Consider the following 23,792-nt stretch of genomic DNA (forward strand, 5'->3'; position numbering starts at 1 on the left):
GTCGAACCCGGACGACACCCGGATTCGACGGCGGTTGCGCACGTGCCACTTCTCGAGCTCATCGGACTCACCTGGGAGATCCATGGGGTCCGGCGTGGGCTCGACCGCGACCCGCTGACCGTGGGACCGGGCGACACCGCCGTGGTGGTGGCCGGTGACCCGGTGGAGGCCGACGCGTTCACCGATCTGCTGCTCGGCCTGGAGATGCCGGTCGGCGGCCGGGTCAAGATCGGCGCCCAGGAGATCACCATGCGGCTGCCGGCGGAGCGCGAGGTCGGGCTCGTCCCGGCGGGGGCGGGGCTGCTGCCGCACCTGACGGTCGAGCAGAACCTGGCGCTGGCCGCCCGCGACGACCTGGCCCCGTTCATGCGCGGCAGGGTCGCGTTCATGGCCAGGCGGATGGACATCCAGGGCTTCCTGCGGTCCAGGCCGCACGAGCTGGCCCACGACGAGCGCCTGAACGTCGCGCTGGCCCGCGCCCTGTGCCGGCTGCTGCCGGTCAGGGTGCTGGTGGTCGAGGACCGTACGGGCTGCGGGCCCTGCCACGCGGCGGTGAGCGCGGCGCTGCGGACCGACCCCAGCCTGGCCGTGCTGGTCGTGACCGACGACAGGACCAGGGTGGCCAGCCTCGCCTCCCCCGCCCACTTCTGGGAGACCGCCGATGTCGTTGAGCCGTAGGGCGCTGCTGGCCGCGATCCCGGCGGTGACCCTGGCCGGTTGCGGCGCGGATCGGCCGCTGCGGGTGGCGGTGGTCTGGAGCGGCGACGAGTTGCGGCGCTTCCTCGACGTGGTCAAGGAGTATCCCAACGGGCCGGTCAAGGTCTACTCGGCGGGCGACAACATCGGCGCCCTGCTGCGCGGCCCCGCGACGGAGGTCATCCCCGACGTGGCCGTCATCCCCCGGCTGGGCCTGCTCTTCGACCCGGTGATCCGGCGCCGTATCACGCCGCTGGAGCCGCGGCAGGACGGCGAGCCGCGGTCGCCGAAGTTCTGGCGGCAGCTCGTGATGTCCGAGGACGGCCGGGAACTGGGCGCCTGGTTCAAGATCGCGCACAAGTCGCTCGTCTGGCACCGCGAAGGCGAGGTTGCGAGGCCCGACAACCTGGGTCAGTGGGAATTCGAAAAGGGCGCCCTGTCCATCGGGGCCGCCGACGGGTGGGTGCTCAGCGACTGGTTCGAGAACGTCCTGCTCGCCTCCGCGCCCGAGGTCTACGCCGGGCTCTTTCCCCCGGGCCAGGCGGCGGTCACCCCGGACCGGCCGGCGGGCGATCCCTGGTGGTGGGGCTCGCCCCAGATCGAGCACGCGCTCACGGTCCTGGGAAGCTTCTGGAAGTCCGCCTTCGAGCCCGAGCAGGCCAGGCGCGCGCTCACCATGCAGTTCCAAGACTCCATCCTCGACGTCTTCGCCTACGGCACCGCCAAGATGGTGGCCGCGCCCGACTTCGCCCTACCGGTCATCAAGCGATTCAAGCCCGGCCACGTCGTCCCGCAGCACTTCCCGTTCCCGCGCCAGGCGGGCGGGCAGCTCCCGCTCGTGGTCGGCGGCGACGTGGCGGTCGCCCTGCGAACGGGCCCCGAGGACGTCGGTGCCGAGGACTTCGTCGACTGGCTGACCAGGCCGCCCGAGGCGGGCAAGAGCGACGCGCTGACGGATTGGATCAAGGACGGCGACTTCCTGAGGCCGTACGCGACGCCCACCGAACCGCTGCTCGCCGATCCCGCGGCGAGACTCGACGCCGCCGTGAACGCCCACTACGACCTGTCCGACCGCCTCATAGGCGCGCTGGAAGGCGGGGACGGGCGCGGGTTGTGGCGCATTCTCACCGAGCTGTTCTCCGACGTGACCGTGACCGGGGTCGATCCCGCCACGGCGGCGGGCACCGCCAAGGACAAGCTCGTCCGGGGCAGCAAGGAGGGCGCCTTGTGAGCGTGCGGAACGCGTTCCTGTTCGAGGTCGCGCCGCACCACGACGCCGGGGTCCCGGTGGTCAGGCGCGGCCTGGGCCGCTGGCGCGCGTCCGTCTACCTGCTGCTCGCGGTCCTGCTGTCGGCGGGCATCATCCTGGTCCCGCTCTTCGTGACGGTGATCATCAGCTTCTCCGACGGGCTGGCCGGCTACGAGGAGCTGGGCGACGGACAGGTGCTGCAGTCGCTCGGCAACTCGTTCGTGTGGCTGGTGCTGGCCGTGCTCGTGTGCGCGGTCGGGCTCGGCCTGGCCTGGCTGACCCGGAACGCGGGGCCGGTGCTCGGGCGCGTCCTGAGCGTGCTGCTGGTGCTGCCGGCCGTGGTCTCGCCGCTCACCACGGGCGCGATCTTCCGCTGGCTGTTCGACACCAGCCCGCGGCGCGGCCTGGTCAACGCCCTGCTCGACCTGCTCGGCGTGAACGTTGCCTTCCTCGGGCCGGTCTGGCTCTGGCTGGTGCTCGGCCTCGCGTTCGTCTGGCAGTGGGCCGGGGTGGCGTTCCTGGTCTTCCGGGCAGCCCTGGCCCGGATGCCGACCAACCTGCTCCGCGTGACCAGGGTGTTCGGCGTGGATCGGCGGCGCCGGATCTGGTCCGTCGTGGTGCCCGCGCTGGCCGGGCCGGCTGCGCTGGCGTACCTGCTCGCGCTGGTGGCGGCGGCACGCGTGTTCGACCTCGTGCTGATGGGCGCGCCCGGGTCGATGCAGGCCGAGGTCGAGGGGGCCGGGCTGTTCTGGTGGCGGCACCACGGCGACCTGGGCGACGCGCGGGCCGGCGGGCTGTCCGTGGGGCTGTCCGTCATGGTGGCCGTGATGGCGCTGCCCGCGCTGTTCGGCCTGCGCGGGGGGATGACCTGGGCCGAGCCGGTCACCCCGGCGCGTCCCACGGGCGGGCGGCGCCTGCGGGTGGCGTGCTGGGCGGTGTCGGTGCTGTGGGCGCTGCCGTTCGTGGTGCTCGGGCTCACCTCGCTGCGCGAGCCGGACGCCGCGGCGCTGTCCGGGTGGTGGAGCGGCGGGCCCTGGACCCTCGGCTCGTACGCCGACGCGCTGTCCGACGGCGGTTTCGTGGGCGCACTCGGCACCACCTTCCTGCGGGCCGCCGTGGTCGTCGGGCTGGTGCTGCTGGCCGCCGTGCCCGCCGCGTACGTGCTGGCCCACCAGCACCTCCTGCCGCGCCGCGGCTGGCGGCCGGCGCTCCTGGTCGCGGTGGCGCTGGCGGCGCTGCCGCCGCAGGCGTTCGCCGTGCCGCTGCAGCGCTGGCTCAGCCCCGTCGTCGGCACCGGGAGCGCGCTGGCCATCGTGCACGCGGCGCTGGTGATCCCGCTGGCGGTGCTGGTGCTGCACAACGCGTTCGTGCGCGTCTCGACCCCGATGCTGGCCCGGCACCGCTGGGAGCTGTTCCATGTGGTACGCGAGGCCCGGCCCGCACTGGTGCTGGCCGGGGTGCTGGCGTTCGTACTGGTGTGGAACGACACGGTCGTCGGGCTGCTGCTCAACTGGCCCTCGGGCGATCACCTGTCGCTGATCCTGCTGGAGCAGGCCCGCCACTTCGTGACCTCGGCGGGGCCGCTGGCCGCGGAGTCGGTGCTGGCGACCGCGGTGCCGCTGCTGGTGGTGGCCGTCACCGGGCGCTGGCTTTACCGGGGGCTGACGCAGGGGGTAGGGAGATGACGGACATCTCGCGAAAGGACCGGCTGCGCTTCCGGGTGTCGCGGCTGGCCCGGCGTGCCGGCGCCCACCTGCCCGAGCTGGGGCTCGGCGGGCTGGTGACGGCGGGTGGCACGGTCCTGCTGCTGCAGGAGGAGCTGATCAAGCAGCTCGCCGGCGGCCTCCCTGTCTGGCTGCTCGCCGTCCTGGCGCTGCCCCTGCCGTTCGCGGCCGGCTGGCTCACCCACCTTTTCCGCCGCCGCGGCGCCGCCCCGCCCCCGCCGCCCTTCGGCCGCCTGCCCTTCCCCGACGTGATCGACGCCCTCGTGGGCCGGGACGCCGAGCTGCGGCAGATCCTGGACCGGGCGGGGGAACGCGGCGTCATCGTGGTCCAGGGCCCGGTGGGGGTGGGCACGTCCGCGGTCGCCATCAAGGCCACCTGGGACCTGGCCGGGGACACCCGCAAGCAGCGCTACGCCGACCTGCGCGGCCCCGACCGGGACAGTCCGGAGACACCGCTGAGCGTGGCCCAGCGGGTGTTACGCACACTCGACCGGCCGCCCGGCGCCATCCAGGAGGCCGACGACGCCACCCCGCAGGTGATCGACGCTCTCACCGGCTCGGGCCGGGTACTGCTGCTGGACAACGTCAGCACATGGAGCCAGGTCGCCTGGCTGCCGCCGCGCGTGCCGGGCGCGCACATCATCGTCGCGGGGGCGTTCACGGACGACCTGCCGCCGCACACGGAGCCGGTCCAGCTCGGCCCGCTCGGCACCGCCGCCGGGCGGGACCTGCTGGCCCGCCACATCGGCGACGAGCGGGCCGAGCGCGATTCCGCCGCGCTCGGACGGCTGGCCGACGCCTGCCTGGGCAGCCCCGCCGAGATCGTCAGGATCGGCCGCTGGCTGGCCGGCAACCCGAACATCCCCCTGCGCTCCCTGGTGGACGACCTGGAGCGGCTGCCCATCGCCGACAAGCTCGAATTCGTGCTCAACCTCAGCGTCAAGCAGCTCAGGCCGACCGCCAAACAACTGCTCAGCCTGCTGTCGGACCTGCCGGTCGCCGAGCTCGACCACCGGGCCGCCGCCGCCCTGCTCGGCGTGCCCGCCGCGGACGACGCGATCAAGGAGCTGGGCGACCTCGGCCTGGTGGAGAACGTACGGATGACGCGCGTACGCGTGACCGGCGCCTTCCGCTCCACGGGCACGCCGGACACCCCACGGAAGGCCGCGGCCTGGCGGCGGCTGGTCGAGCACTTCGCCGAGCAGGCCGACACGTTCGGCGCGCGGTTGCCCGACGAGGACGCCCGCACCTGGTTCGCCATGGAGGACCGGGTGCTGCTGCAGGTGCTGGCCCGGACCCCGCCCGGACCCAAGACCGGCGGCGCGCTCGCCCGGATCGCCGACGGGCTGGAGACGTGGTTCCGGCTCGAACAGCGGCACGAGGACCGGCTGCGCGCGGCGGCGGAGCTCGCCAGGGCCGCCGAGGCGCTGCGCGAGGAGCAGGTACAGGCCACGGCCGAGCTGCGCCAGTGCGCGATCCTGCTCACCGCGGGCGACCCGCGCCGGGCCCGCCAGCACTTCAACCAGGCCGCTGAGCTGCGGGTCAAGGTGGAGTCCTGGCCCGCGGAGCTGCACCTGGAGCACGCGGCGATCCTGCTGGCCAGCGGCGACGAGTTCACCGCCGTCGAGTCGGCGCTCGTCCGCTACGGGCAGGCGCTGTCCGGCGGCGACGTCGCGGGCCACACGCTCCGGCTGACGAACGTGGCCGCGCTGCTGCTGCGCAAGGGGCAGACGCTCGACCACGACGGGCGCGGCCCCGAGGCCCACCGCCTGTACGCCGACGCGCGGGCCGTGCTGTTCGAGGCGCTCGACAGGGCGCGGGCGGCCGGTGACGTGAACGCCCGCGCGCACGCCCACGAACTGCTCGCACTCGCCCACCTCTACCTGGGCCTGGCCTTCGACGCGAGATCCCACCTCGACCAGGCCGAACGCCTCTATGCCGGCACCGACGAGATCGGGCGGGCGCGTTGCCTGGTGCAGCGGGCCGGGGTGCTGCTGGAGGATGCCGAGCACGCGCCGGAGGAAGTGATCGCGCTGCTGGAGGAGGCGGAGCCGCGGCTGCCGCCGGCGGGGGTGAGCACCGCGCTGGCCCACCTCCATCTGGCGCGGCTGCGGCCGGAACGGATCCAGGAGCACCAGGAGGCCGGGCTGGCGGCCCTGTCCCCCTGGGACGGGATCGCGGAGCCGCGCCAGGTCAGTGAGCTGCGCGCACGCTTACTGACCTTGTGATCCGACGGGCGTGGCCCGCGGGCGGGGAGCTCAGCGGCCGCTCTGTGACGTGATGGGGGTGGCGCCTGTCGCGGCGGCGGTGAGGCGTTCGTAGACCTCCGCGGCCGTCGTCTCGCAGCCCAGCCGGTGCCCGGTCAGCTCACCGTGGTCGTCGCTGGCGCCCGTCACGTCCAGCCCGAGGTCGCCGGCCAGGCCACGCAGGTGCTCGCGGGCGGCGGCGTCGTGGTCGGGGTGGTCGGTTTCCACGCCGAAGAGCCCGGCCTGGGCCAGGTCGGCGATCCAGTCGTCGGGCAGGGTGTAGCCGCGTTTGTGCGCTTTGGGGTGGGCCAGCACCGCCACCCCGCCCGCCGCGCGTATCAGGCGTACGGCGCGTTCGGGGTCGAGGGCGTAGCGGGAGACGTAGGCGCGGCCGCCCGTGCCGATCCAGTCCGAGGTGAACGCGAGCGCCGGGTCGCTGATCGCCCCCACGGCCACCATGGCGCGGGCGATGTGCGGCCGCCCGACCGGACCCCCGGCGGCCAGCTCGGACACCTGCTCCCAGGTGACCGGCACGCCCAGCTCGGCCAGCCGCTCGACGGTCAGGCGGCCGCGCACCTCGCGGGCCTCCCTGAGGCGGGCGCACTCGGCCATCAGGCCGGGTTCGGTGGGGTCGAAGAGGTAGGCGAGCAGGTGGATGCTGCGGCCGGACCGGCGGCAGGACAGCTCCATGCCCGGCACGAGCGTCAGCCCGGCGGGCAGCGCGTCGATCGCGGCCCGGTGGCCCGACACGGTGTCGTGGTCGGTCAGGGCGAGCACGTCGAGTCCGCGCTCGCGGGCCCGGCGCATCACGTCGGCCGCGGGTTGCGTGCCGTCGGAGGCGGTGCTGTGGCTGTGCAGGTCTACGCGCATCGCCTCGATCGTAGGCCGTCACACCGCCACGGTGGCCAGGCTCCTGCCGTCGACGGTCTGGATCGTGAAGTGGTTGAGGTCGGACTGGGGCAGGCTGGTGCCGCCGTGCAGGAGGAGGGGGTCGGGGGAGCCGGGCACGCCGTACCCCTTGGCGGGCACGCCCCAGCTCGCCACGACCTCGGAGCGGCCGTCGTCGCCGAAGGCCATCAGGCGGCACTGCAGCGGGCCCTTGACGCCCTTGAGCTCCAGCGCCACGTGGGTGCCCCAGCCCTTGTCCTCCAGGCCGACGACGCCGGACACGCCGGTCGTGGTGTCGCTGAGAGCGTAGGTGCGGCCGGTGAGCAGGAGTGCGCGGGCCGGGCTGTGGATGCTGTCGGGGTTGGGGTCGCCCGTGATCGAGTTGATGCCGAGGAAGACGCCGGCCGCGACCACGACACTGGCGGCGGCGGACATGAACGTGCGGTGCAGCCTGCGGCGGCGGCGCTCGGCGGCGGCCCGGCGTACCAGGAGGGATTCGACCTGGGAGTCGGGCGCGTTGGGCAGCAGGTCGTCCGGGTGCACGGTTTTGATCAGCTCGCCCATGGCCACGAAGGTCCCGACCTCGGCGGCACAGCTCGCGCAGGTGTCCAGGTGGCGCTCGAACGCTCTCCGCTCGTCCTCGCTGAGCAGGCCGAGCGCGTACGCTGCCACGTCCTCGTGATGCACCTCCGTCATGGCGGAGTCACCCCCCTTTCCTCCAACGCTATGCGCAAAGCGCGCATCGCGTAGTACACCCGCGACTTAACGGTGCCGACCGGCACGCCGATCGTCTCCGCGGCCTCCTGGAGCGTGCGGTCGAGCAGGAACGTCTCCGTGAGCACCTGGCGGTGGGCGGGCGACAGAGAGAGCATCGCGTCCGTCACGATGATCTCGCGCAGCAGGCGCTCGTCCTCCGCCGCCACCGGCTGGGCACGGTCGGCGACGTCCTCGACGGTGTCGAGGGGCCGGGTGCCCGAGCGGCGGCGGTCGTCGATGACGACGCGGCGGGCCACGGTCGCCAGCCAGGGCATCAGCGAGCCGGACTCGGTACGCAGGTCGTGCAGGTTGCGCCAGGCGCGTACCAGGGTCTCCTGAACGACGTCCTCTGCCCAGCGCCGATCGCCGCCCGTCAGCCTGACGGCGAAGGCCATCAAGGGGGCGCCGTATTCGCGGTAGAGGGCTCGAACCATGGCCTCGTCGGTTACGCGGTGATTCACCCGCGGCTCCTCGCGCTGCGGATATCAGGAAATATCGCGCTGATTGGGGGGTTGTTACTCTAACCACCGCTGGGCTCATGGTCAGGAAATTCGCCTTTCTCGGTATAGGCGGTCAGCCATCGCCGGGGTTCTCGACGACGGCGCTCGCGGGCGCCGACCTGGACGTGGTCGCCGGGGAATCGGCGTCCGTGAGCGCGAACACCACGGACGCCGCGATCGTGCCGGCGAGTACGCCGCTGAGAATGCCGAGCCCGAACGGTTTCATCGCTCGCCCCCGATGGATTCGCCGGCCGCCGGGTTTATCTGGTTCGCCCGGAAGCCGTTTGTCTGGGAAAGGTGCTCGTCCTGTGAGGGCGTGTCGGCCCGGGCGGAGACCGCGGTGACCGCGCCCGCCGACACCGCGACGATCAGCACGCCGACCGCGACGCCCACGAAGTACGAGGGCCTGCGCCACGCGGGTGCGGGCTCGACCAGCGTCTCCTCGTACTCCACCGGCGCGGGTGCGGCCGGCGGCGGCGCCGGGACGATCAGGACGTCTTCGGGCGGCGGCGCGGCCGTCGTGTCCTCGCCCGGCAGCGGAGCGAGTGCTTCCAGAGGGTGCCCGTGAGGGAGGCGCGCGGGTGTGGCGGAGACCTCCGCGCGCGAACGTGGTCCGCGCGTCATCCGAGTGCTCGGGTGCGAACGTGGTTTGCGCGTGACGGGAGCGCTCGGGCTGGACCGCGGCTTGCGCGTGACCGGAGTGCTCGGGTGCGAGATCGGGACGAGCGTGACGGGCGCGTCATCGTTCGCCCACGGCGCCAGCGTGATCGGAGTGTCCCCGGGCGGCGACCAGTGGCCCGCCCCGGGGCCGTCCTCCGGCCGCGCACTGTCACCCCAGCCCAAGGTCTCATCCGGCTTCGCCCTGTCGCGCCCGCCCGCGCTGTCGTCCGTTCCGGCTCTGAGCTCGGCCTCGCTGAGCAGTTCCGGCACGGTGTCCCGGTGGGCGATCCCGGGGCGGCCGAGCAGCCTGTGCACCAGGTCCACCGCGGTCGGGCGGGCCGACGCGTACCGGCGGCGGCATCCGTCGATGGCCGTACGCAGCCCCGGGGACAGCCCGCCGAGGTCGGGTCGCGCCTCAGCGGCTTGCCACCGCCCGGTCGCCGCGAACACGATCACGTCGGCCCAGTCCCGGACGTCCTGCGACGGGAAGTCACTCGTACGCGGCCCCGCGGTGAAGAACGCCCGCCCGTTGTGCGCGATCATGACGTTCCCCGGATCGAGCCGCAGCCCCGCGATGCCCGCCATGTGCAGCCTGGCCAGCGTGGCCGCGACGTCCAGCGCGAGGCGGTGCAGCGCCTCGCCGCGGAACGGTCCCCTCGCTTTGACGATGTCGGCGAGCGACTCGCCGCTACCCAGGTAGTCGCGCGGCCGCAGGGCCAGGCCGGCGTCCCATCCCGTAAATTCCATGGCATCCCCCACCAGGTCGGCGCGTGCCGTCAGGGGGTACGCCGGCCACCCGCCAGGGGTTCAACGCCATAGGAGATGGGTCTTCAGAGCACCGATCCCGCGCCTCAGGAGTCACGCAGTGCACAATGGCAACGACAAAGTCACCTCCCGGTAATAAACAGTACAGAGACTGATCATCTGGGCGACGCATGCGGAGGACACCTCTTGAAGATCGACCATTCCAGCATGGAGGGCAGCGGTGGGGCGATTCGCGCCGAGGGCGGTGATTTCAGCCGGCGTGTCCAGCAACTCAGCGCGCAACTGGAAGCACTCATCCCCCATTTCGGCAACCCGGGGAGCGACGAGGCGGCCCGGGTCTTCCGCAGGGGAGCCGACAGTCACCCCGGTTTCGACAGCGCGCACGAGGACCTGAGCACGGCCCTGGGCAACCTCGGCAGGGCTTACGAGGGCATCGGCGACGCGGTGGTCGCGATGAGCAGGAACGTTCGTGCGGCCGACTGGGCCGGCATGGTCGACAAGAACGAGTTCGTCAAGGAACTGGTCGAGCTGGCCCGGCGCGAGGACGACGAGATCAGCGTGCCCACGACCCCGGTACGGGACTGAAGCGGAAGGAAACGCACCATGCCCATCGGGCTCGGGACCAAGGTCGCCCTGGGCGGCATGGCCGGTGCCGGTCTGGCCGGAGCACTGGCACCAGAAGTCCTGTTCGGCGTCTCCTACCTCGAAGGTGACCCGGACCAAATCCGGGAGGCGGCCGACGTCCTGGACGCCATCGCCGACGAGATCGATCTGCGCTTCCGGCAGGCGCACACGGCCGCCGAGGTCGTCTGGCGGAAAAGCTCCGGCCCGGCGGTCGATGAGTTCAGGAAGTTCTGGAACGAGGACTACGGCCAGGCGGTCCTGGCGATCTCCCTCAAGCACCGGAACGCCGCCAACGCCTGCCGGGCCTACGCCGACGTCATCGAGAAGATCAATCACGCGCTGAGGGTGCTGTGCTGGATCATGACGGTGGACATGATGTTCACCATCGGATATCAGGTCCTCACCTGGAAGCTCTTTCAGGCGATCATGAAGAGGCAGGCCATACTGCTCAGGTTGACCGCCAACCGTTTCGTCATCCTGTTGCTGCCCACGTTCTCCTACTGGGTCGCCGACAGCGTGGCGTACGCCTCGGGCGAGGTGCTGCTGCCCCTGGGACTCAACTACCTGGGCGGGATCAGGACGGACCTGTCCGGCAACGACGTCAGGTCGGTCGACCACAACCTCACCACGTTCCGGGAGAACTTCGTGGCGAACATGGCCTTCGACGGGGTCGCCGACGGCGGGGCGGCGCTGATGGCCAAGGTGCCCGGGTTGCGGACCGTCGGCACGCACATCCCCCTGCCGAACGGGATGACGCTGAACAACGGCAGCTTCGTCCCCCGGCTGGCCGGCTCGACCGCATACTCGATGGCCCTGGACGCCCAGCACGGAGACAATCCGCTGCCCGGCTCGGAGCACGGGCTGACGGCGGAGGAGATGTACCAGAAGTTCATCATCCACGGGACGCGCAGCTTCATCCCGCGCGCCAGATGAACACCTGCTACCGGCGTCGCGGAGACTCGCCCTGCCGGTCGTCCCCGAGGTAGGGGCGCGTCACCTCCATCAGGTGACGCGCCGCGTCCTCGGTCGCGCGCCGCGACAGGTCCATGATCGCGTCGGCCAGTTCCTCCGAGCCCAGCCTCATCGCCCGGGGATCGATGCGCAGGGCGGTCAACTGCCCCGACGACGAAACCCGCACCTTGATCCTGCCGTCCGGACTCTCCGCCTCGCCGGTCACCTCACCGACCCTGCCGATGACGTCGGAGAACTCTCTGGAGTTCGTCTGGAACTCCGCCATGAGACGGTCGAGTTCGAGGTCGCCGGTGTGAAGATCGCGTTCCGCCATAAGGCATTATCCATCAAAAGTTCACACAAGTTGCAGGCCATCAAAACACCCGGGGCGCCGGGCCAGAAGGCCGATCCGGATGCTCACGGAGCGGATCGCTGACCGGCCCGGCGCACGTGATGCCGGGAGTCGCTCAACGGGCGGAGCTGATGTCCCAGAACTCGAGGCCCGCACTGGTCAGGCTGATGAGGACGTTGCCGTCAGGGGTGATGGCGACTCGGTCGCCGTCGCGTGACACGACCTCCGTCTCGACGGGGGTCATGTCCGGCCCGATCTGCTCGAAGGTGCGGGTGTTCCAGAGCCGGACAGTCTTGCCGCCACTGGCCAGGATGGCGCCGTCCCGGCTGAAGGCGACCGGGCCCATTTTCGCTTCTTCGGGTACTTCTCGGGTGAGCCCGATCTGCGTGTAGGTCTTGGTCGAGTAGAAGCAGAGCTGCCTTTCTTGAAGGCTCATCATGACCACGGTCTGACCGTCCGGCGCGAGGGCTGAGGGGGAGCCGCTGTTCGAACAGGGAGTGATGGGGAACTGGCGACGGTGCTTGCGGCCCGTGGTGGTATCCCATACCTCAGGGCCGTCCGAGACGAAGAGCTTGCCGCCGGGGTCCAGAAATGTGATGGAGACTGCCAGGGGCTCGGTCTTGACCGGTGTTCCCACAGGTCGCCGCGACGCGACCGCCCACAGCTCGGTCCACGATCTCTCCGTATTGGTGACCGAGATCGTCCTGCTGTCGGGGCTGAAGGCGAGTCCCAGGATCTCTCCGCCGCTCATCAGTGCCGGCCCATCTGGCTTGCGGCCGACGGCGTCCCAGAGATGGAGCTGCCGGCCGCCGAGGCCATAGTTGAGCACGGCCAGCTTCTTGCCGTCGGGACTGTATACGAGCTCGTCCACGTGGTGCGCTCCGGAAATTTCTACCGTGTCACCCAGTTTCCGGCGCGTGGCGACGTCCCAGAACTCGACGCCGGTCCTGGTTCCCACCGCCAGGGTGGTCCCGTCTGGGCTGAGCGCCAGCCCAGACCCCCAGCCCGCTTCCGACTCCGACAGCCAGGCGAGTCTGGGAAATCTGTTCTGCACTGGGCTGGGCGGGGACTGGAGCCAGATGGCCAGGGCAGCGGAGATGCCGGCGAGAGCCACGACGAGCCCCACGGCGGGAAGCGTTCTCAGGGTCCGCGGTCCGCGTCGGAGGGGCACGCCGCTGGGCGGCGGTCCCGTATCGGTTTCCGAGGAGCAGCCGATGCCGGGTTGGTTGTTGCCTTGGGCGGCCGCGAGGTGGGTGAGTTTGTCGCGGGTGCCCTGGGCGGTCAGCCGTACGGTGGGATCTTTGCGCAGCAGGCCGTCCAGGACGGCAACAAGTGGTCCGGCATGATGCGTGGGGTCCGGTTGCTCGGTGGCGATGGCGACGAAGACGGATCCGGGGGTTGCGCCGGAGAAGGGCGGATGGCCTTCCACGGCGGTGTAGAGGGTGGCGCCGAGAGACCACAGATCGGACTGCGCTGTGGCGGGACCACCATGCACTTGCTCAGGGGACATGAAGGACGGGGTTCCGAGGAGGGCGCCGGACCTCGTCAGAGGAGCGTCGCCCTCCAGGGTGGAGATCCCGAAGTCGGTGAGGACGACACGATCACCTTCCAACAGGACGTTGGCCGGCTTGACGTCACGATGCACAATGCCTGTGGCGTGCGCGGCGATCAGCGCGTCCAGCATCTGCAGGCCGATCGCGGCCACCCTCTCGGCAGGCAGCCGTCCGTGCCGGCGGAGCAGATCGTCGAGGGAAGAACCGCGGATGAGCTCCATGACGATCCATGGGCGTCCGTCCTCCTCGACCACGCGGTCGTAGATCGTGACGATCCCGGGGTGCTTCAGTCTGGCGGCGGCCCTGGCCTCGCGCTCCATCCGGGCGTACCAGTTGCGGCGTTCCTCTTCGGGGATGTCGTCGGAGAGCCGCAGTTCCTTGATGGCGACGGCCCGGTCCAGTTCGGTATCCCATGCCTGCCAGACCGTTCCCATGCCGCCCCGGCCGAGTGCTCCTTGGATCTGATACCGGCCCGCCAGGAGGTGCACAGGCCCCACGCTCACCGAGACTCCTTTTCACTGATAAGCACGGCGGATGTCCCAGACTTCAAGGGCATGGTCGCCGACGGTGATGAGGGATCTGCCGTCCGGGGACACAACGGCGCTTCTCCAGGGGCCTAAGCCCGCAATCACCGGCTTCCCGGTAAGAGTTGGGCCGACCTGCCGGCCCGTTTTCACATCCCAGATCCGTACGGTAGAGCCTGCGCTGATCAGGAGCCTGCCGTCCGGGCTGAAGCTGAGGGATGCGATGACGTCCTCGTACGAGGGCGAAGCGGTGATCTTGATGGGGTTTGAGATCTTCTTCCGCGAGTTGACCGAGAAGAGCTTGATTTCGTGATCATTCGTGGCGGCGGCCAAGATCTTGCCGTTGGGGCTGACCACGACCAGATCGCACAGGTTCACCGACAGGGGCATGAACGGCCGGCCGGACTTCCGTCGTGTCTTGATGTTCCAGACGGTCAGGTCGTGGTCGGTTGCGAGAAGTTTTCCGGCCTGGTCGAGGAAGGTGACCGGGCCGGCGGCGTTATTGGGGAACGAGGCGCCTATCTGGCGCTGGGTGGTGAGATTCCAGAGCCGGGTTTCATCTTGGTGAGAGGTCGCCAACGTCTGGCCGTCCGGGCTGAAGCTCAGCGAGCCGACGGTGGCGAGCGGCCGGCCGAAGGTCTTGCCGATCTGCTGGTGTGACCGCACGTCCCACAACCTGACCTGGTCAAAGGTGCGCACGTCCACATCTTGACGTCCGTCGTCGGTCGCAGCCAGGAGCCGCCCGTCGGGGCTGAAGGCCATCGTACCGCCGGCTCTCAGCGCCCCGGTGGGCTGGATGGGGGGCCCTGATCGTTGACGTGAAGCGAGATCCCAGAAGTCGATGCCGTCGTCGCCTCCCAGGGCAACGGTCTTCCCGTCCGGACTGAGCGCCAATCCGTAACCGTAGTTCTCGATCGGCAGCCTGACCGCCCGGGGAAACCAGGTCTGCGTCGCGGGAGGCTCGGATTCGCTGGGACCTCTCATCAGCCATACCGCCGCGCTGGTAGCGAGCGCGAGAACCACAGTCAGCGGGATGATCACTTTTCGGGATCGGACAAGGTGACGCGGCGGAGGATACGGCCGCTCTGTGATCGGCTTTTCGACGACCGTGGGAGGTGGGGCGACGTTCGTCGATGGACCCGCTACGGGCGCGATGCTGGAGGACGCGGGGCCGGAGGTGTCGACGAGAACAGCCGGTTCGAGGGCATCCACCGGCGAGACAGGCGCTGATCTGTGCGGTTCGAACGTGGCGGCCAGCAGCCTGAGCCGGTCACGGGCGGCTTCGGCGGTCAGGCGCTCGGCCGGGTTCTTGTGCAGCAGCCCGTCCAGGACCGCAGTGAGCGGCCCGGAGTGCTGTTGCGGAGCAGGATCCTGAGTCGCGATGGCGACGAAGAGGGAACTGAGGGTACGGCCCGAGAACGGCGGACGACCCTCCACGGCGATGTAGAGGGTGGCGCCGAGAGACCACAGGTCGGACGCGGGCGTCGCGGGAAGTCCGCACACCTGCTCGGGCGACATGAAGGTCGGAGTGCCGAGGATGGCGCCGGACATCGTGAGCTTGGTGTCGCCCTCGAGCGCGGCGATGCCGAAATCGGTGACGACGACACGCTCGCCCTCCAGGAGGATATTGGCGGGCTTGAGATCACGATGCACGACGCCTGCGGCATGCGCCGCGATCAAAGCGTCCAGGATCTTCACGCCGATGTCGGAGACCTGGGCGACAGGGAGCCGTCCTTCGCGCTGGAGCAGGTCTTCGAGCGAGCCCCCCTGGATCAGCTCCATGACGATCCATGGGCGTCCATCGCCACCGACGAGACGGTTGTACACCGTCACGATCCCAGGGTGCTTCAGTCTGGCGGCGGCCCTGGCCTCGCGCTCCATCCGTGCGTACAGATTGCGCCGGTCCTGTTCGGAGATGTGCTCCGGAAGCCGCAACTCCTTGACCGCGACCGGACGCCCCAGCTCCACGTCCAGCGCCCGCCACACCGCGCCCATGCCGCCCTTGCCGAGGGGGCCGAGAACGCGATACCGCCCCGCCGAGATCCGCTGAAGATCCTCGCCCACGGGCTCACCATAGCTGGGCACTTGAGACAAAGAATCCGAATTAGTGGAATGCGTGATGTTTTCGCCAGTCGAGCATCCTGGTCAATGCCATCCTCCAGGAGCGGCTGCCGCGCGCTAAAGACGTGTGGCATCGCATGCGTTGGAATCCTCAGCCCGAGGGCTGCCACTTTCTCCCCGCCGTGGCGGGTCGTGACCGAGGTGATCGGTCTGGATGTTCGTCGGCCGTGGCCGATCGGCTGATCTCGTACTCCTCGCCAGCCCTGGGCGGTGTGGTTCACTTCAAGTCGAAGACCGGGTAGAGCACTGGCTCCCCGTTTGGCTCCCGAAGATCAACAAGACTTTCTGCACCTCCGCTGACCAGTCAGGAAGACCCGATCATCAGGGCTTGACCTTGACGCGACGTCAACGTGTGCAATCGGAAGTGTCGATCGCGAAAGAGAGGACCGCCGATGGGGAGAGCCGCGCTGCGGATCCTGGAGTTCGAGGCGAAGGGCCTGGCAGCCGTCGGGTTGTGGCTCGCACGCCGCCGTCACGGCGTGCCTGACGGCGCGACCGCCGTGACGTACGCGAAGGAGCAGTCCTTCACGATGTCGCTGATGATGTTCGCGATGCTGGTCGAGACGGTGGTCGTGGACCTGCTGCTGGTCGCCATGGACGTGCCCGCGGGGGTGCGCTTCGCGGTGCTGGCCCTCGACGTCTACGGGCTGCTGTTCGGGGTCGCGCTGGCCGCCGCCTGCGCCACCCGGCCGCACGTGGTCACCGCCGACGAGCTGCGCATCAGGTACGGGGCGTATTTCGATCTGCGCGTGCCCCGCCACCGGATCGCCTCCGTACACACCAGCCGGAGCTACCACGAGAGTGCCATGGTCTCGGTCACGGACGGACGGCTGACCGTGGCGGTCGCCTCCACGGCCAACGTGACGATCCAGCTCACCGAGCCGATCACCTTCGAGCGCCCTCTCGGCGCCCTCGCCGAGGCGCACACGATCCGCTTCTTCGCAGACCGGCCCGAAATCCTGCTGAACGAGCTGCGCTCCGAGGACCCGGTACGCCCGTGAAACCCGTGGGTCCGACAAAGCTCTCATACGAGTGAGGGTGGGTCCCTAGGCGAACCCCATTCCGGGGGTTACCTTCCATACAGCACCATCTCGGGATCTTCCACCCATCGAGCTCGGATGGAGGCGCCGCCATGCCGCTCACCTGGAGAAAAGGCATGAGATCACCCATCGTCGCGGCCGTCACGACCCTCGCGTTAGCCTTGGCCGGCGTCCTGCCGGTCGGGCCCGCACAGGCCGCCGCCGCACCGGACATCTCGCTGGCCAACGTCAAAGCGCACCTCACCCAGTTCCAGTCCATCGCCACCGCCAACGGTGGCAACCGGGCGCACGGCCGCCCCGGTTACCTGGCCTCGGCGAACTACGTCAGGAACCTGCTCAACACCGCCGGATTCACCACAACCCTGCAGTCGTTCACCTACAACGGCGCCACCGGCTACAACGTCATAGCCGACTGGCCGGGCGGGGACCCCAACGACGTCCTGATGATCGGGGCGCACCTCGACAGCGTCACCGCGGGGCCGGGCATCAACGACAACGGCTCGGGCAGCGCGGCCATCCTGGAGACCGCTCTCGAAGTGTCCCGCCAGGCGCTCCAGCCGGCCAAGCACCTGCGGTTCGCCTGGTGGGGCGCGGAGGAGCTGGGGCTGCGCGGGTCCCAGTTCTACGTCAGCAACCTGCCGGCCGCCGAACGGGCGCGGATCAAGGGGTATCTGAACTTCGACATGGTCGGCTCCCCCAACCCCGGCTATTTCGTGTACGACGGCGACAACTCCGACGGAACGGGCTCGGGTCCCGGCCCGGCCGGATCCGCCGCACTGGAGCGGACCATCCAGGACTACTTCACCTCGATCGGCGTCGCCACCAGGGGCACCGACTTCGACGGCCGCTCCGACTACGGGCCGTTCATCGCCGTGGGCATTCCGGCGGGCGGCACGTTCACCGGCGCCGAGGGCATCAAGTCCAGCACTCATGCCTCCTTGTGGGGCGGCACGGCCGGGCAGGCGTTCGACGTCTGCTACCACCGCGCCTGCGACACCACGGCCAACATCAACGACACCGCCCTGAACAGGAACGCCGACGCCATCGCGTACGCGGTGTGGACCATCGCCACCGCCGTGCCGCCCGTCGCGGTCTGGCAGGACACGTTCGAGACGGCCACCGGCTGGACGGTCAACCCGGGCGGCACCGACACCGCCACCCTCGGCCAGTGGGAGCGCGGCGACCCCGCGGCCACCACCTCCTCCGGGACCAAACAGCTCGGCACCACGGTCAGCGGCACGAACGACCTGGTCACGGGCAGGCTGGCGGGCACGGCGGCCGGTGACCACGACCTCGACGGCGGCGTCACCTCGATCCAGTCGCCGCCGATCACGCTGCCCACGGGCACGCTGAACCTGTCGTTCTCGTGGTACCTGGCGCACGGCTCGAACGCCTCCAGCGCCGACTACTTCCGGGTCCGCGTGGTGGGCAACACCACGACCACCGTGCTCAACCAGGCGGGCGCGGCCACCAACCGCAACGGCGCCTGGGCCACGGCCGGCGCGAGCCTGAACGCCTTCGCCGGCCAGACGGTCCGCATTCTCGTCGACGCGGCCGACGCCTCCGGAGCCTCCCTGGTCGAGGCGGGCGTGGACGACGTCAGGATCACCCGATAGCAGTCCGTGGACCGGGCCGCCCACCTTTCCCGGTCCGCCGGCTTCCGGTCCGGGGGCGCGGTGGACAGGCAGGGCCGACGCGGCCCGGCCGGCTTCCCCGTGCCCGGCGGCCAGACACCACGGCACCGGGTGGGCCGCGCCCACCCGGTGCCGTGCGACCGGGCCCTCTACCTGGCCGGATCTGCTGGTGTCAGCTCACGGTGGTCACGGCGGCCGCCGCCCGCGCGGCGGACGACCGCGCCGGGATGGCGCGCAGGTTGAAGGCGAACCTGGCGACGGAGTCGGCGATGGCGTCCGAGTCCACGTCCAGCGCCGTCGCGTTGACGTTGGCGATCGTGTCGCACGCCTGGTGGTAGCAGATGTCGTACGCGACCCCGGCCGTGCCACCGAACAACGCCGCCTCCTCGGGCGTCTTGATGCCCTCCGCGCCGGTGAAGATGCCGCCCGCCGGGATGCCGACCGCGATGAACGGCCCGTAGTCGGAGCGGCCGTCGAAGTCGGTGCCCACGGTGGGCAGCCCGCGCGTGCCGTAGAACTCCTCGAACTGCTCCTCGATCTCGGCGGATCCGGGCGGGCCGGCGGGCGAGCCGATGTTGTCGGAGTTGTCGCCGTCGTAGAGCTTGTAGGCGTGGTTCGGCGAGGCGATCATGTCGAAGTTCAGGTAGACCCTGATGCGGTCCCGCTGCGCCTGGGACAGCGAATCGACGTACTGGTCGGAGCCGAGCAGCCCGATCTCCTCGGCTGCCCAGAAGGCGAAGCGCACCTTGTTCTTGACCGGGTAGAGCGCCATCTGCTCCGCGACCTCGAGGATCGCGGCGCTGCCCGAGCCGTTGTCGTTCATGCCGGGCCCGACGGTCACGCTGTCGAGGTGGGCGCCGGCCATCACGACGTCGCGCGAGTCGCCGAAGAGGGACTCCGCGATCACGTTGTGGTCGGTGCCGAGCACGAGATCGGAGTCGACCTTGAGCCGGACGGTCGTGCCCGGCATGGCGGCCAGCTCGTTGCCCACGGCGAAGTCGGTGAAGACCATCGGGAAGCCGGCCCGCCACTCGCCGATGTCCAACGGGAACGCGTCGGTCCTGCCCGGCTGGCCCTCGTTGAAGACGATGAGCCCGGAGGCCCCGGCGGCGGCCGCGTTGTTCACCTTGTCGACGAAGGCGCAGGTGCCGCGCTGGATGAGGGCGATCCGGCCGGGCACGAACCCGGCGAAGTCCGCCATCTCGCAGCCGCTGGTCGAGCTGGGTGTCGGGGTCGGCGGCAGCGTCAGGTCCACGGCCTGGACCTGCGCGGTCACGTCGCCCGCCGGCGAGGGCTGGAAGGAGACGAAGTCGTCGTTCGGCACGTACGACTTCGGGGTGGGCGCGGTCACGTCCAGCACGGGCGGGCTGTTCTCGGACCAGCCCTCCACGAAGTTGATCGGCTGCAGCGTGACCTTGTATCCGGCCCTGCGCAGCTTGTTGGCCACGTAGTCGCGGGAGGCGTCGTAACCGCTGGTGCCGGCCGCGCGGTTGCCGCCGTTCGCGTTGGCGATGGCTTGCAGCGCGTCCAGGTGCTTCTTGACCTCGGTGCCCTTGACCTGCTTGACCAGCAGCTTGGCGAAGACGTCGGCCAGCCCCCTGGCCTGGGCGGGCGTGGCTCCGACCGTCAGGGCCAAAGGTAAGGAGATTGCGGTGATCAGTGCGATCACGGTCTTGCGCATCGGGGTTCCCCCTGCTCGGCATGAAGAATCGCGGCCCATCCCCCGAGTGCCGCGAACGGAACTTAACCCGAGCCCGATCCGCTGAGAAGACCCACTAAGGCGTCAAAATGCGGACATCGGTTATTCGGCGGCGCGCCGCGCGCGGGCCCGGCGCTTGCCCTCGTGCATCGCCTGCACGCGGGCGACCGGAATCGTGTGTCCCTCTTCGACCAGGTCGGCGGGCAGCTCCTGCGGCGCGGGCATGAGCTCGGCCCACGGGTCGCCCTTCAGCAGCCCGGGCGCGGTACGCATGGTGAAGTCGGCGGGCGCCACGCTGTCGAGCTCCGCCCAGGGCACAGGGAAGGAGACCGGCGCCCCGGGACGGATGCGCGGGCTGTAGGCGGCCACCACCGTGGCGCCGCCCGCCCTGGTGGAGTCGAGGAAGACCTTGCCGGCGCGGTCCTCGCGGATGAACGCCGTGGTGGCCAGCGCCGGGTCCAGCCGCTCGGCGCGGGCGGCCACGGCGCGGGTGGCCGCCGCCAGGTCCTCCACCGCCGTGCCCGCCGCGACCGGCACGAACACGTGGACGCCCTTGGCCCCACTGGTCTTGACCGCGCCGGACAGCCCGGCGTCGGCGAGCGCCTGGCGTACGAGCAGGGCGCCCCGGACGGCCAGCGGAAAGGCGTCGCTGCCGTCGGGCGGGTCGAGGTCGAGCACCATGTGGGTGGCGTGGTCGCCGACGAACAGCCCCGGGTGGTATTCCACGGCCCGCTGGTTGGCGAACCACAGCAGGGTGCGGCGGTCGTTGCACAGCGCGTACGTCACCTGCCTGCTGGACGCCTCCGCCCAGTGGGTCACCGACTGTATCCAGTCGGGGGCGTATTTGGGCAGGTTCTTCTGCATGAAGGGCTCTTGTCCCGGGCGTACCCGGATGACCGAGAGCGCGCGGTCGCGCAGGGCCGGGATGATGCGGTCGGCGACCGCGTCGAGATAGTCGACCAGGTCGCGCTTGGTCGCGCCGGCCCCGTCGAACAACGGCTGGTCGAGGTTGGTCAGCACCACCCCGTCACGCGTCTCATCGCCGGCCACCCGCCCTACGATGCCCATGGCCCCCACCCGAGGTCAACCATTACGGAACGCCCGTTTTGACCCGCTACGGCGGCACAGCAACACGACGCCGAACGGCCACGCCGCTCAACGGGCGGCCCCGGGACCTCCCGGGGCCGCCCGTCCGAGCCGCCCGCCGGTCAGGGGCTCTTGGCCATCTGCTCGCGCTCCTCGCGCGTGGCGATGAGCCCGGCGGGCGCCACGATCCTCGACTCCTGGAACGGCTCCTCCGTGCTCGGCAGCGGCTCCCGCGCTCTGATCGCCTTGATCCACACCCGGGCCGCGTCAAGGATCACCACAATGATCAGCACCGCGAACAGCGCCGCCAGGATCCCGTCCACGGTGGAGTTGACCACGATCTGCCGCATCGCGGCGGGTGTCTTGGCGGGGGCGAGCAACTGCCCCTGGTCCAGCGCCGCCTGATAGCGGTCACGCTGGGCGAAGAAGCCCAGCGTGGGATCAGGCGAGAACACCTTCTGGTAGCTGGCCGTCAGCGTGACCGCCGCGTCCCAGGCCAGCGGCACGCCCGTCACCCAGGCCCACTTGAGCCGCCCGCTCTTGATCAGCAACGTCGTGGCCACGGTGAGCGCCACCGCGGCGAGCAGTTGGTTGGCGATGCCGAAGAGCGGGAAGAGCTGGTTGATGCCGCCGAGCGGGTCGTTGACGCCCTGGTAGAGGAAGTAGCCCCAGGCCGCCACGACGACGCCGCTGGTCACCACCAGCCCCGGCCACCAGCTCACCCGGGAGATCGGCTTCCACAGGTTGCCCAGCGTGTCCTGGAGCATGAACCGCCCCACCCGGGTCCCCGCGTCCACGGTGGTGAGGATGAACAGCGCCTCGAACATGATCGCGAAGTGGTACCAGAACGCCTGCAGCCCCGCTCCCCCGAGGAACCCGGAGAAGATCTGCGAGATGCCCACCGCCAGCGTGGGCGCGCCGCCCGTCCGGGCGATCAGCGTCTCCTCCTGTACGGCGGCGGCCGCGGCCTGCAACTCCTCGGGCGTGATCACGAAGCCCATGTTGCTGACCGCCTCCGCGGCGGACTGCACGGTGGCGCCGACGACGCCCGCCGGGGCGTTCATGGCGAAGTAGAGGCCGGGGGTCAGCACGCAGGCCGCGGTGATGGCCATGACGGCCACGAACGACTCCATGAGCATGGAGCCGTAGCCGATCATCCGGACCTGGGTCTCCTTCTGGATCATCTTGGGCGTCGTGCCGGAGGAGATCAACGAGTGGAACCCCGACAGCGCCCCGCAGGCGATGATGATGAACACGAACGGGAACAGCGACCCCGCGAAGACCGGCCCCTTGCCGTTGAAGGCGAAGTCGGTGAACGCCGTGGTCTGCAGCGGGGGCGCGGTGACGGCGATGCCGATCGCGATCAGCACGATCGTGCCGATCTTCATGAAGGTCGACAGGTAGTCGCGCGGCGCGAGCAGCATCCACACGGGCAGCACGGCGGCCACGAACCCGTACGCGATGAGCCACAGCGACAGCGCCGACGGGCTCAGCGTGAAGAACGGCGCCCAGCTCGACTCCTGCACCCAGCCACCGGCCACGATCGCCAGGATCAGCAGCGCGACCCCGATGACGGTGGTCTCGACGACTCTGCCGGGCCGGATCACCCGCAGGTAGAAGCCCATGAACAGGGCGATGGGAATGGTCATCGCGATGGAGAAGACGCCCCACGGGGACTGCGCCAGGGCGTTGACCACGACCAGCGCCAGCACGGCCAGCAGGATGATCATGATGGCGAAGACCGCGATGAGCGCCGCTGCGCCGCCGATCGGGCCGATCTCCTCGCGCGCCATCTGCCCGAGGCTGCGGCCGTTGCGGCGCATGGAGAAGAACAGGATCACCATGTCCTGCACGGCGCCCGCGAAGATCACACCGGCGATGATCCAGATGGTGCCGGGCAGGTAGCCCATCTGGGCCGCCAGCACCGGGCCCACCAGCGGCCCCGCCCCGGCGATGGCGGCGAAGTGGTGGCCGAACAGGATGCGGCGGTCGGTCGGCTGGTAGTCGATCCCGTTGTCCAGCCGCTCGGCCGGGGTCGCCCTGCGGTCGTCGGCCCGCAGCACCTTGCGCACGATGAACCTGGCGTAGAACCGGTAGGCGATGGCGTACGAGCCCAGCGCGGCGGCCAGCAGCCAGACCGCGTTGACGTTCTCCCCCCGGGACAGGGCGAGCACCGCCCACCCGGCGGCACCGACGACAGCGACGGCCGTCCAGATGATGATGGAACGCAGCTTCACCGGTTACCTCCCATATATCGGGCATATACAGGGCGCCCCAGGCAGCAGCGCAGTCCGGCGTCCGGCGGCAGATCAGTGGTGAAGCGCCGCCAGCGCCACACCGGACGGCAGTCGATCGTGACGGGGAGCTCGACGAGATGCACCCAGGCGACCGGATGGGCATAGACCGGATCGGTCCCCAGGCGACGGGCCCGGCGGGGCAACCGGGAGCGGCGCAGCGGCCTGATCGAGAACTCCCCGGCGTCCGCACAGCAGAGGCCGGTCACATGCCAGTCGAAGAAGATCACTTCTTCGTCACGGAGGGCCGCACGGGCGGCAGGCGTCAGCGTGATAAGGGACATCTGGCGCTCCTGAAAATCAGGTAGCTCAGAAAATTAACGTCGGCCTTCCCAGCCCGGCCGGCTTTGAAACGCGGGCGTCCGACGCCGAAATGGTCTTGAAACCCGGGCGTTCCGCACCGGAGACCGTTGAACGTTCCACGCCCGAA

General features: G+C 70.3%; 20 protein-coding genes. 8 read left to right on the forward strand and 12 right to left on the reverse strand.

The window, feature by feature from the left end:
• The first annotated feature begins 42 nt into the window (after positions 1-42).
• Genes ABGB18_RS43270 through ABGB18_RS43285 form a run of 4 tightly spaced genes read left to right on the forward strand, consistent with a single transcriptional unit; the run spans position 43 to position 5,897 of the window.
• Complete coding sequence (locus ABGB18_RS43270) at positions 43-678, forward strand: ATP-binding cassette domain-containing protein (protein ID WP_347701517.1); 636 nt, start codon at positions 43-45, stop codon at positions 676-678.
• Positions 662-1,927, forward strand: coding sequence for a hypothetical protein (locus tag ABGB18_RS43275; RefSeq protein ID WP_347701518.1), 1,266 nt, complete (start codon positions 662-664; stop codon positions 1,925-1,927). Before ABGB18_RS43270 ends, ABGB18_RS43275 begins: the two co-directional genes overlap by 17 nt.
• Positions 1,924-3,630: an ABC transporter permease subunit gene (locus tag ABGB18_RS43280; RefSeq protein WP_347701519.1), complete on the forward strand. Its 1,707-nt coding sequence runs from the start codon at positions 1,924-1,926 to the stop codon at positions 3,628-3,630. Before ABGB18_RS43275 ends, ABGB18_RS43280 begins: the two co-directional genes overlap by 4 nt.
• Positions 3,627-5,897: a hypothetical protein gene (locus ABGB18_RS43285; protein WP_347701520.1), complete on the forward strand. Its 2,271-nt coding sequence runs from the start codon at positions 3,627-3,629 to the stop codon at positions 5,895-5,897. The genes ABGB18_RS43280 and ABGB18_RS43285 overlap by 4 nt, the downstream gene beginning before the upstream one ends.
• Before the next feature lie 30 nt (positions 5,898-5,927).
• Here ABGB18_RS43285 and ABGB18_RS43290 read toward each other — a convergent pair whose 3' ends face one another.
• The 5 genes from ABGB18_RS43290 to ABGB18_RS43310 form a co-directional block, all read right to left on the reverse strand.
• A complete protein-coding gene (locus ABGB18_RS43290; RefSeq protein WP_347701521.1) occupies positions 5,928-6,785 on the reverse strand; it encodes a PHP domain-containing protein in 858 nt (285 codons plus the stop codon).
• A gap of 18 nt (positions 6,786-6,803) precedes the next feature.
• Entirely contained in the window at positions 6,804-7,499 is a 696-nt protein-coding gene (locus tag ABGB18_RS43295) for an anti-sigma factor (protein WP_347701522.1), read from the reverse strand.
• On the reverse strand, positions 7,496-7,993 hold the full coding sequence (locus ABGB18_RS43300) for a sigma-70 family RNA polymerase sigma factor (RefSeq protein ID WP_347701566.1): 498 nt from the start codon (positions 7,991-7,993) through the stop codon (positions 7,496-7,498). Before ABGB18_RS43300 ends, ABGB18_RS43295 begins: the two co-directional genes overlap by 4 nt.
• A 139-nt stretch (positions 7,994-8,132) precedes the next feature.
• Entirely contained in the window at positions 8,133-8,285 is a 153-nt protein-coding gene (locus tag ABGB18_RS43305; RefSeq protein WP_347701523.1) for a hypothetical protein, read from the reverse strand.
• Positions 8,282-9,466 carry a hypothetical protein gene (locus ABGB18_RS43310; RefSeq protein WP_347701524.1) on the reverse strand — a complete coding sequence of 395 codons (1,185 nt, stop codon included), beginning with the start codon at positions 9,464-9,466 and terminating at the stop codon, positions 8,282-8,284. Before ABGB18_RS43310 ends, ABGB18_RS43305 begins: the two co-directional genes overlap by 4 nt.
• Positions 9,467-9,670: 204 nt before the next feature.
• Between ABGB18_RS43310 and ABGB18_RS43315 the strand changes: the two genes are divergently transcribed.
• Both ABGB18_RS43315 and ABGB18_RS43320 read left to right on the forward strand, forming a co-directional pair.
• Entirely contained in the window at positions 9,671-10,069 is a 399-nt protein-coding gene (locus ABGB18_RS43315) for a hypothetical protein (RefSeq protein ID WP_347701525.1), read from the forward strand.
• Positions 10,070-10,087: 18 nt separating this feature from the next.
• Positions 10,088-11,041: a hypothetical protein gene (locus ABGB18_RS43320; protein WP_347701526.1), complete on the forward strand. Its 954-nt coding sequence runs from the start codon at positions 10,088-10,090 to the stop codon at positions 11,039-11,041.
• A gap of 7 nt (positions 11,042-11,048) precedes the next feature.
• Here ABGB18_RS43320 and ABGB18_RS43325 read toward each other — a convergent pair whose 3' ends face one another.
• From ABGB18_RS43325 to ABGB18_RS43335, 3 genes are all read right to left on the reverse strand, one after another.
• Positions 11,049-11,393 (reverse strand): YbaB/EbfC family nucleoid-associated protein, encoded by a 345-nt coding sequence (locus tag ABGB18_RS43325; protein WP_347701527.1) that lies wholly within the window; start codon positions 11,391-11,393, stop codon positions 11,049-11,051.
• 133 nt (positions 11,394-11,526) lie between these two features.
• A complete protein-coding gene (locus ABGB18_RS43330; RefSeq protein ID WP_347701528.1) occupies positions 11,527-13,467 on the reverse strand; it encodes a WD40 repeat domain-containing serine/threonine protein kinase in 1,941 nt (646 codons plus the stop codon).
• 12 nt (positions 13,468-13,479) lie between these two features.
• Positions 13,480-15,552 (reverse strand): protein kinase, encoded by a 2,073-nt coding sequence (locus ABGB18_RS43335; protein WP_347701529.1) that lies wholly within the window; start codon positions 15,550-15,552, stop codon positions 13,480-13,482.
• A 449-nt stretch (positions 15,553-16,001) separates the two neighbouring features.
• On the opposite strand from ABGB18_RS43335, the gene ABGB18_RS43340 reads away from it, so the two are divergent.
• Together ABGB18_RS43340 and ABGB18_RS43345 are read left to right on the forward strand one after the other, a co-directional pair.
• Positions 16,002-16,610 (forward strand): hypothetical protein, encoded by a 609-nt coding sequence (locus ABGB18_RS43340; protein WP_347701530.1) that lies wholly within the window; start codon positions 16,002-16,004, stop codon positions 16,608-16,610.
• Positions 16,611-16,765: 155 nt separating this feature from the next.
• On the forward strand, positions 16,766-18,265 hold the full coding sequence (locus ABGB18_RS43345) for a M28 family peptidase (RefSeq protein ID WP_347701531.1): 1,500 nt from the start codon (positions 16,766-16,768) through the stop codon (positions 18,263-18,265).
• Between the two features lie 190 nt (positions 18,266-18,455).
• On the opposite strand, the gene ABGB18_RS43350 is transcribed toward ABGB18_RS43345, so the two are convergent.
• The 4 genes from ABGB18_RS43350 to ABGB18_RS43365 all read right to left on the reverse strand — a co-directional run bounded on the left by ABGB18_RS43350 (position 18,456) and on the right by ABGB18_RS43365 (position 23,646).
• Entirely contained in the window at positions 18,456-19,964 is a 1,509-nt protein-coding gene (locus ABGB18_RS43350; protein WP_347701532.1) for a M28 family metallopeptidase, read from the reverse strand.
• 120 nt (positions 19,965-20,084) lie between these two features.
• On the reverse strand, positions 20,085-21,050 hold the full coding sequence (locus ABGB18_RS43355; RefSeq protein WP_347701533.1) for an ATP-dependent DNA ligase: 966 nt from the start codon (positions 21,048-21,050) through the stop codon (positions 20,085-20,087).
• 140 nt (positions 21,051-21,190) lie between these two features.
• Positions 21,191-23,305: a carbon starvation CstA family protein gene (locus ABGB18_RS43360; RefSeq protein WP_347701534.1), complete on the reverse strand. Its 2,115-nt coding sequence runs from the start codon at positions 23,303-23,305 to the stop codon at positions 21,191-21,193.
• Positions 23,302-23,646 (reverse strand): hypothetical protein, encoded by a 345-nt coding sequence (locus ABGB18_RS43365; RefSeq protein ID WP_347701535.1) that lies wholly within the window; start codon positions 23,644-23,646, stop codon positions 23,302-23,304. The genes ABGB18_RS43360 and ABGB18_RS43365 overlap by 4 nt, the downstream gene beginning before the upstream one ends.
• Between the last annotated feature and the right edge of the window lie 146 nt (positions 23,647-23,792).

Origin of the sequence: Nonomuraea sp. B12E4 (genome assembly GCF_039871825.1) — a bacterium.
Lineage (GTDB): Bacteria > Actinomycetota > Actinomycetes > Streptosporangiales > Streptosporangiaceae > Nonomuraea.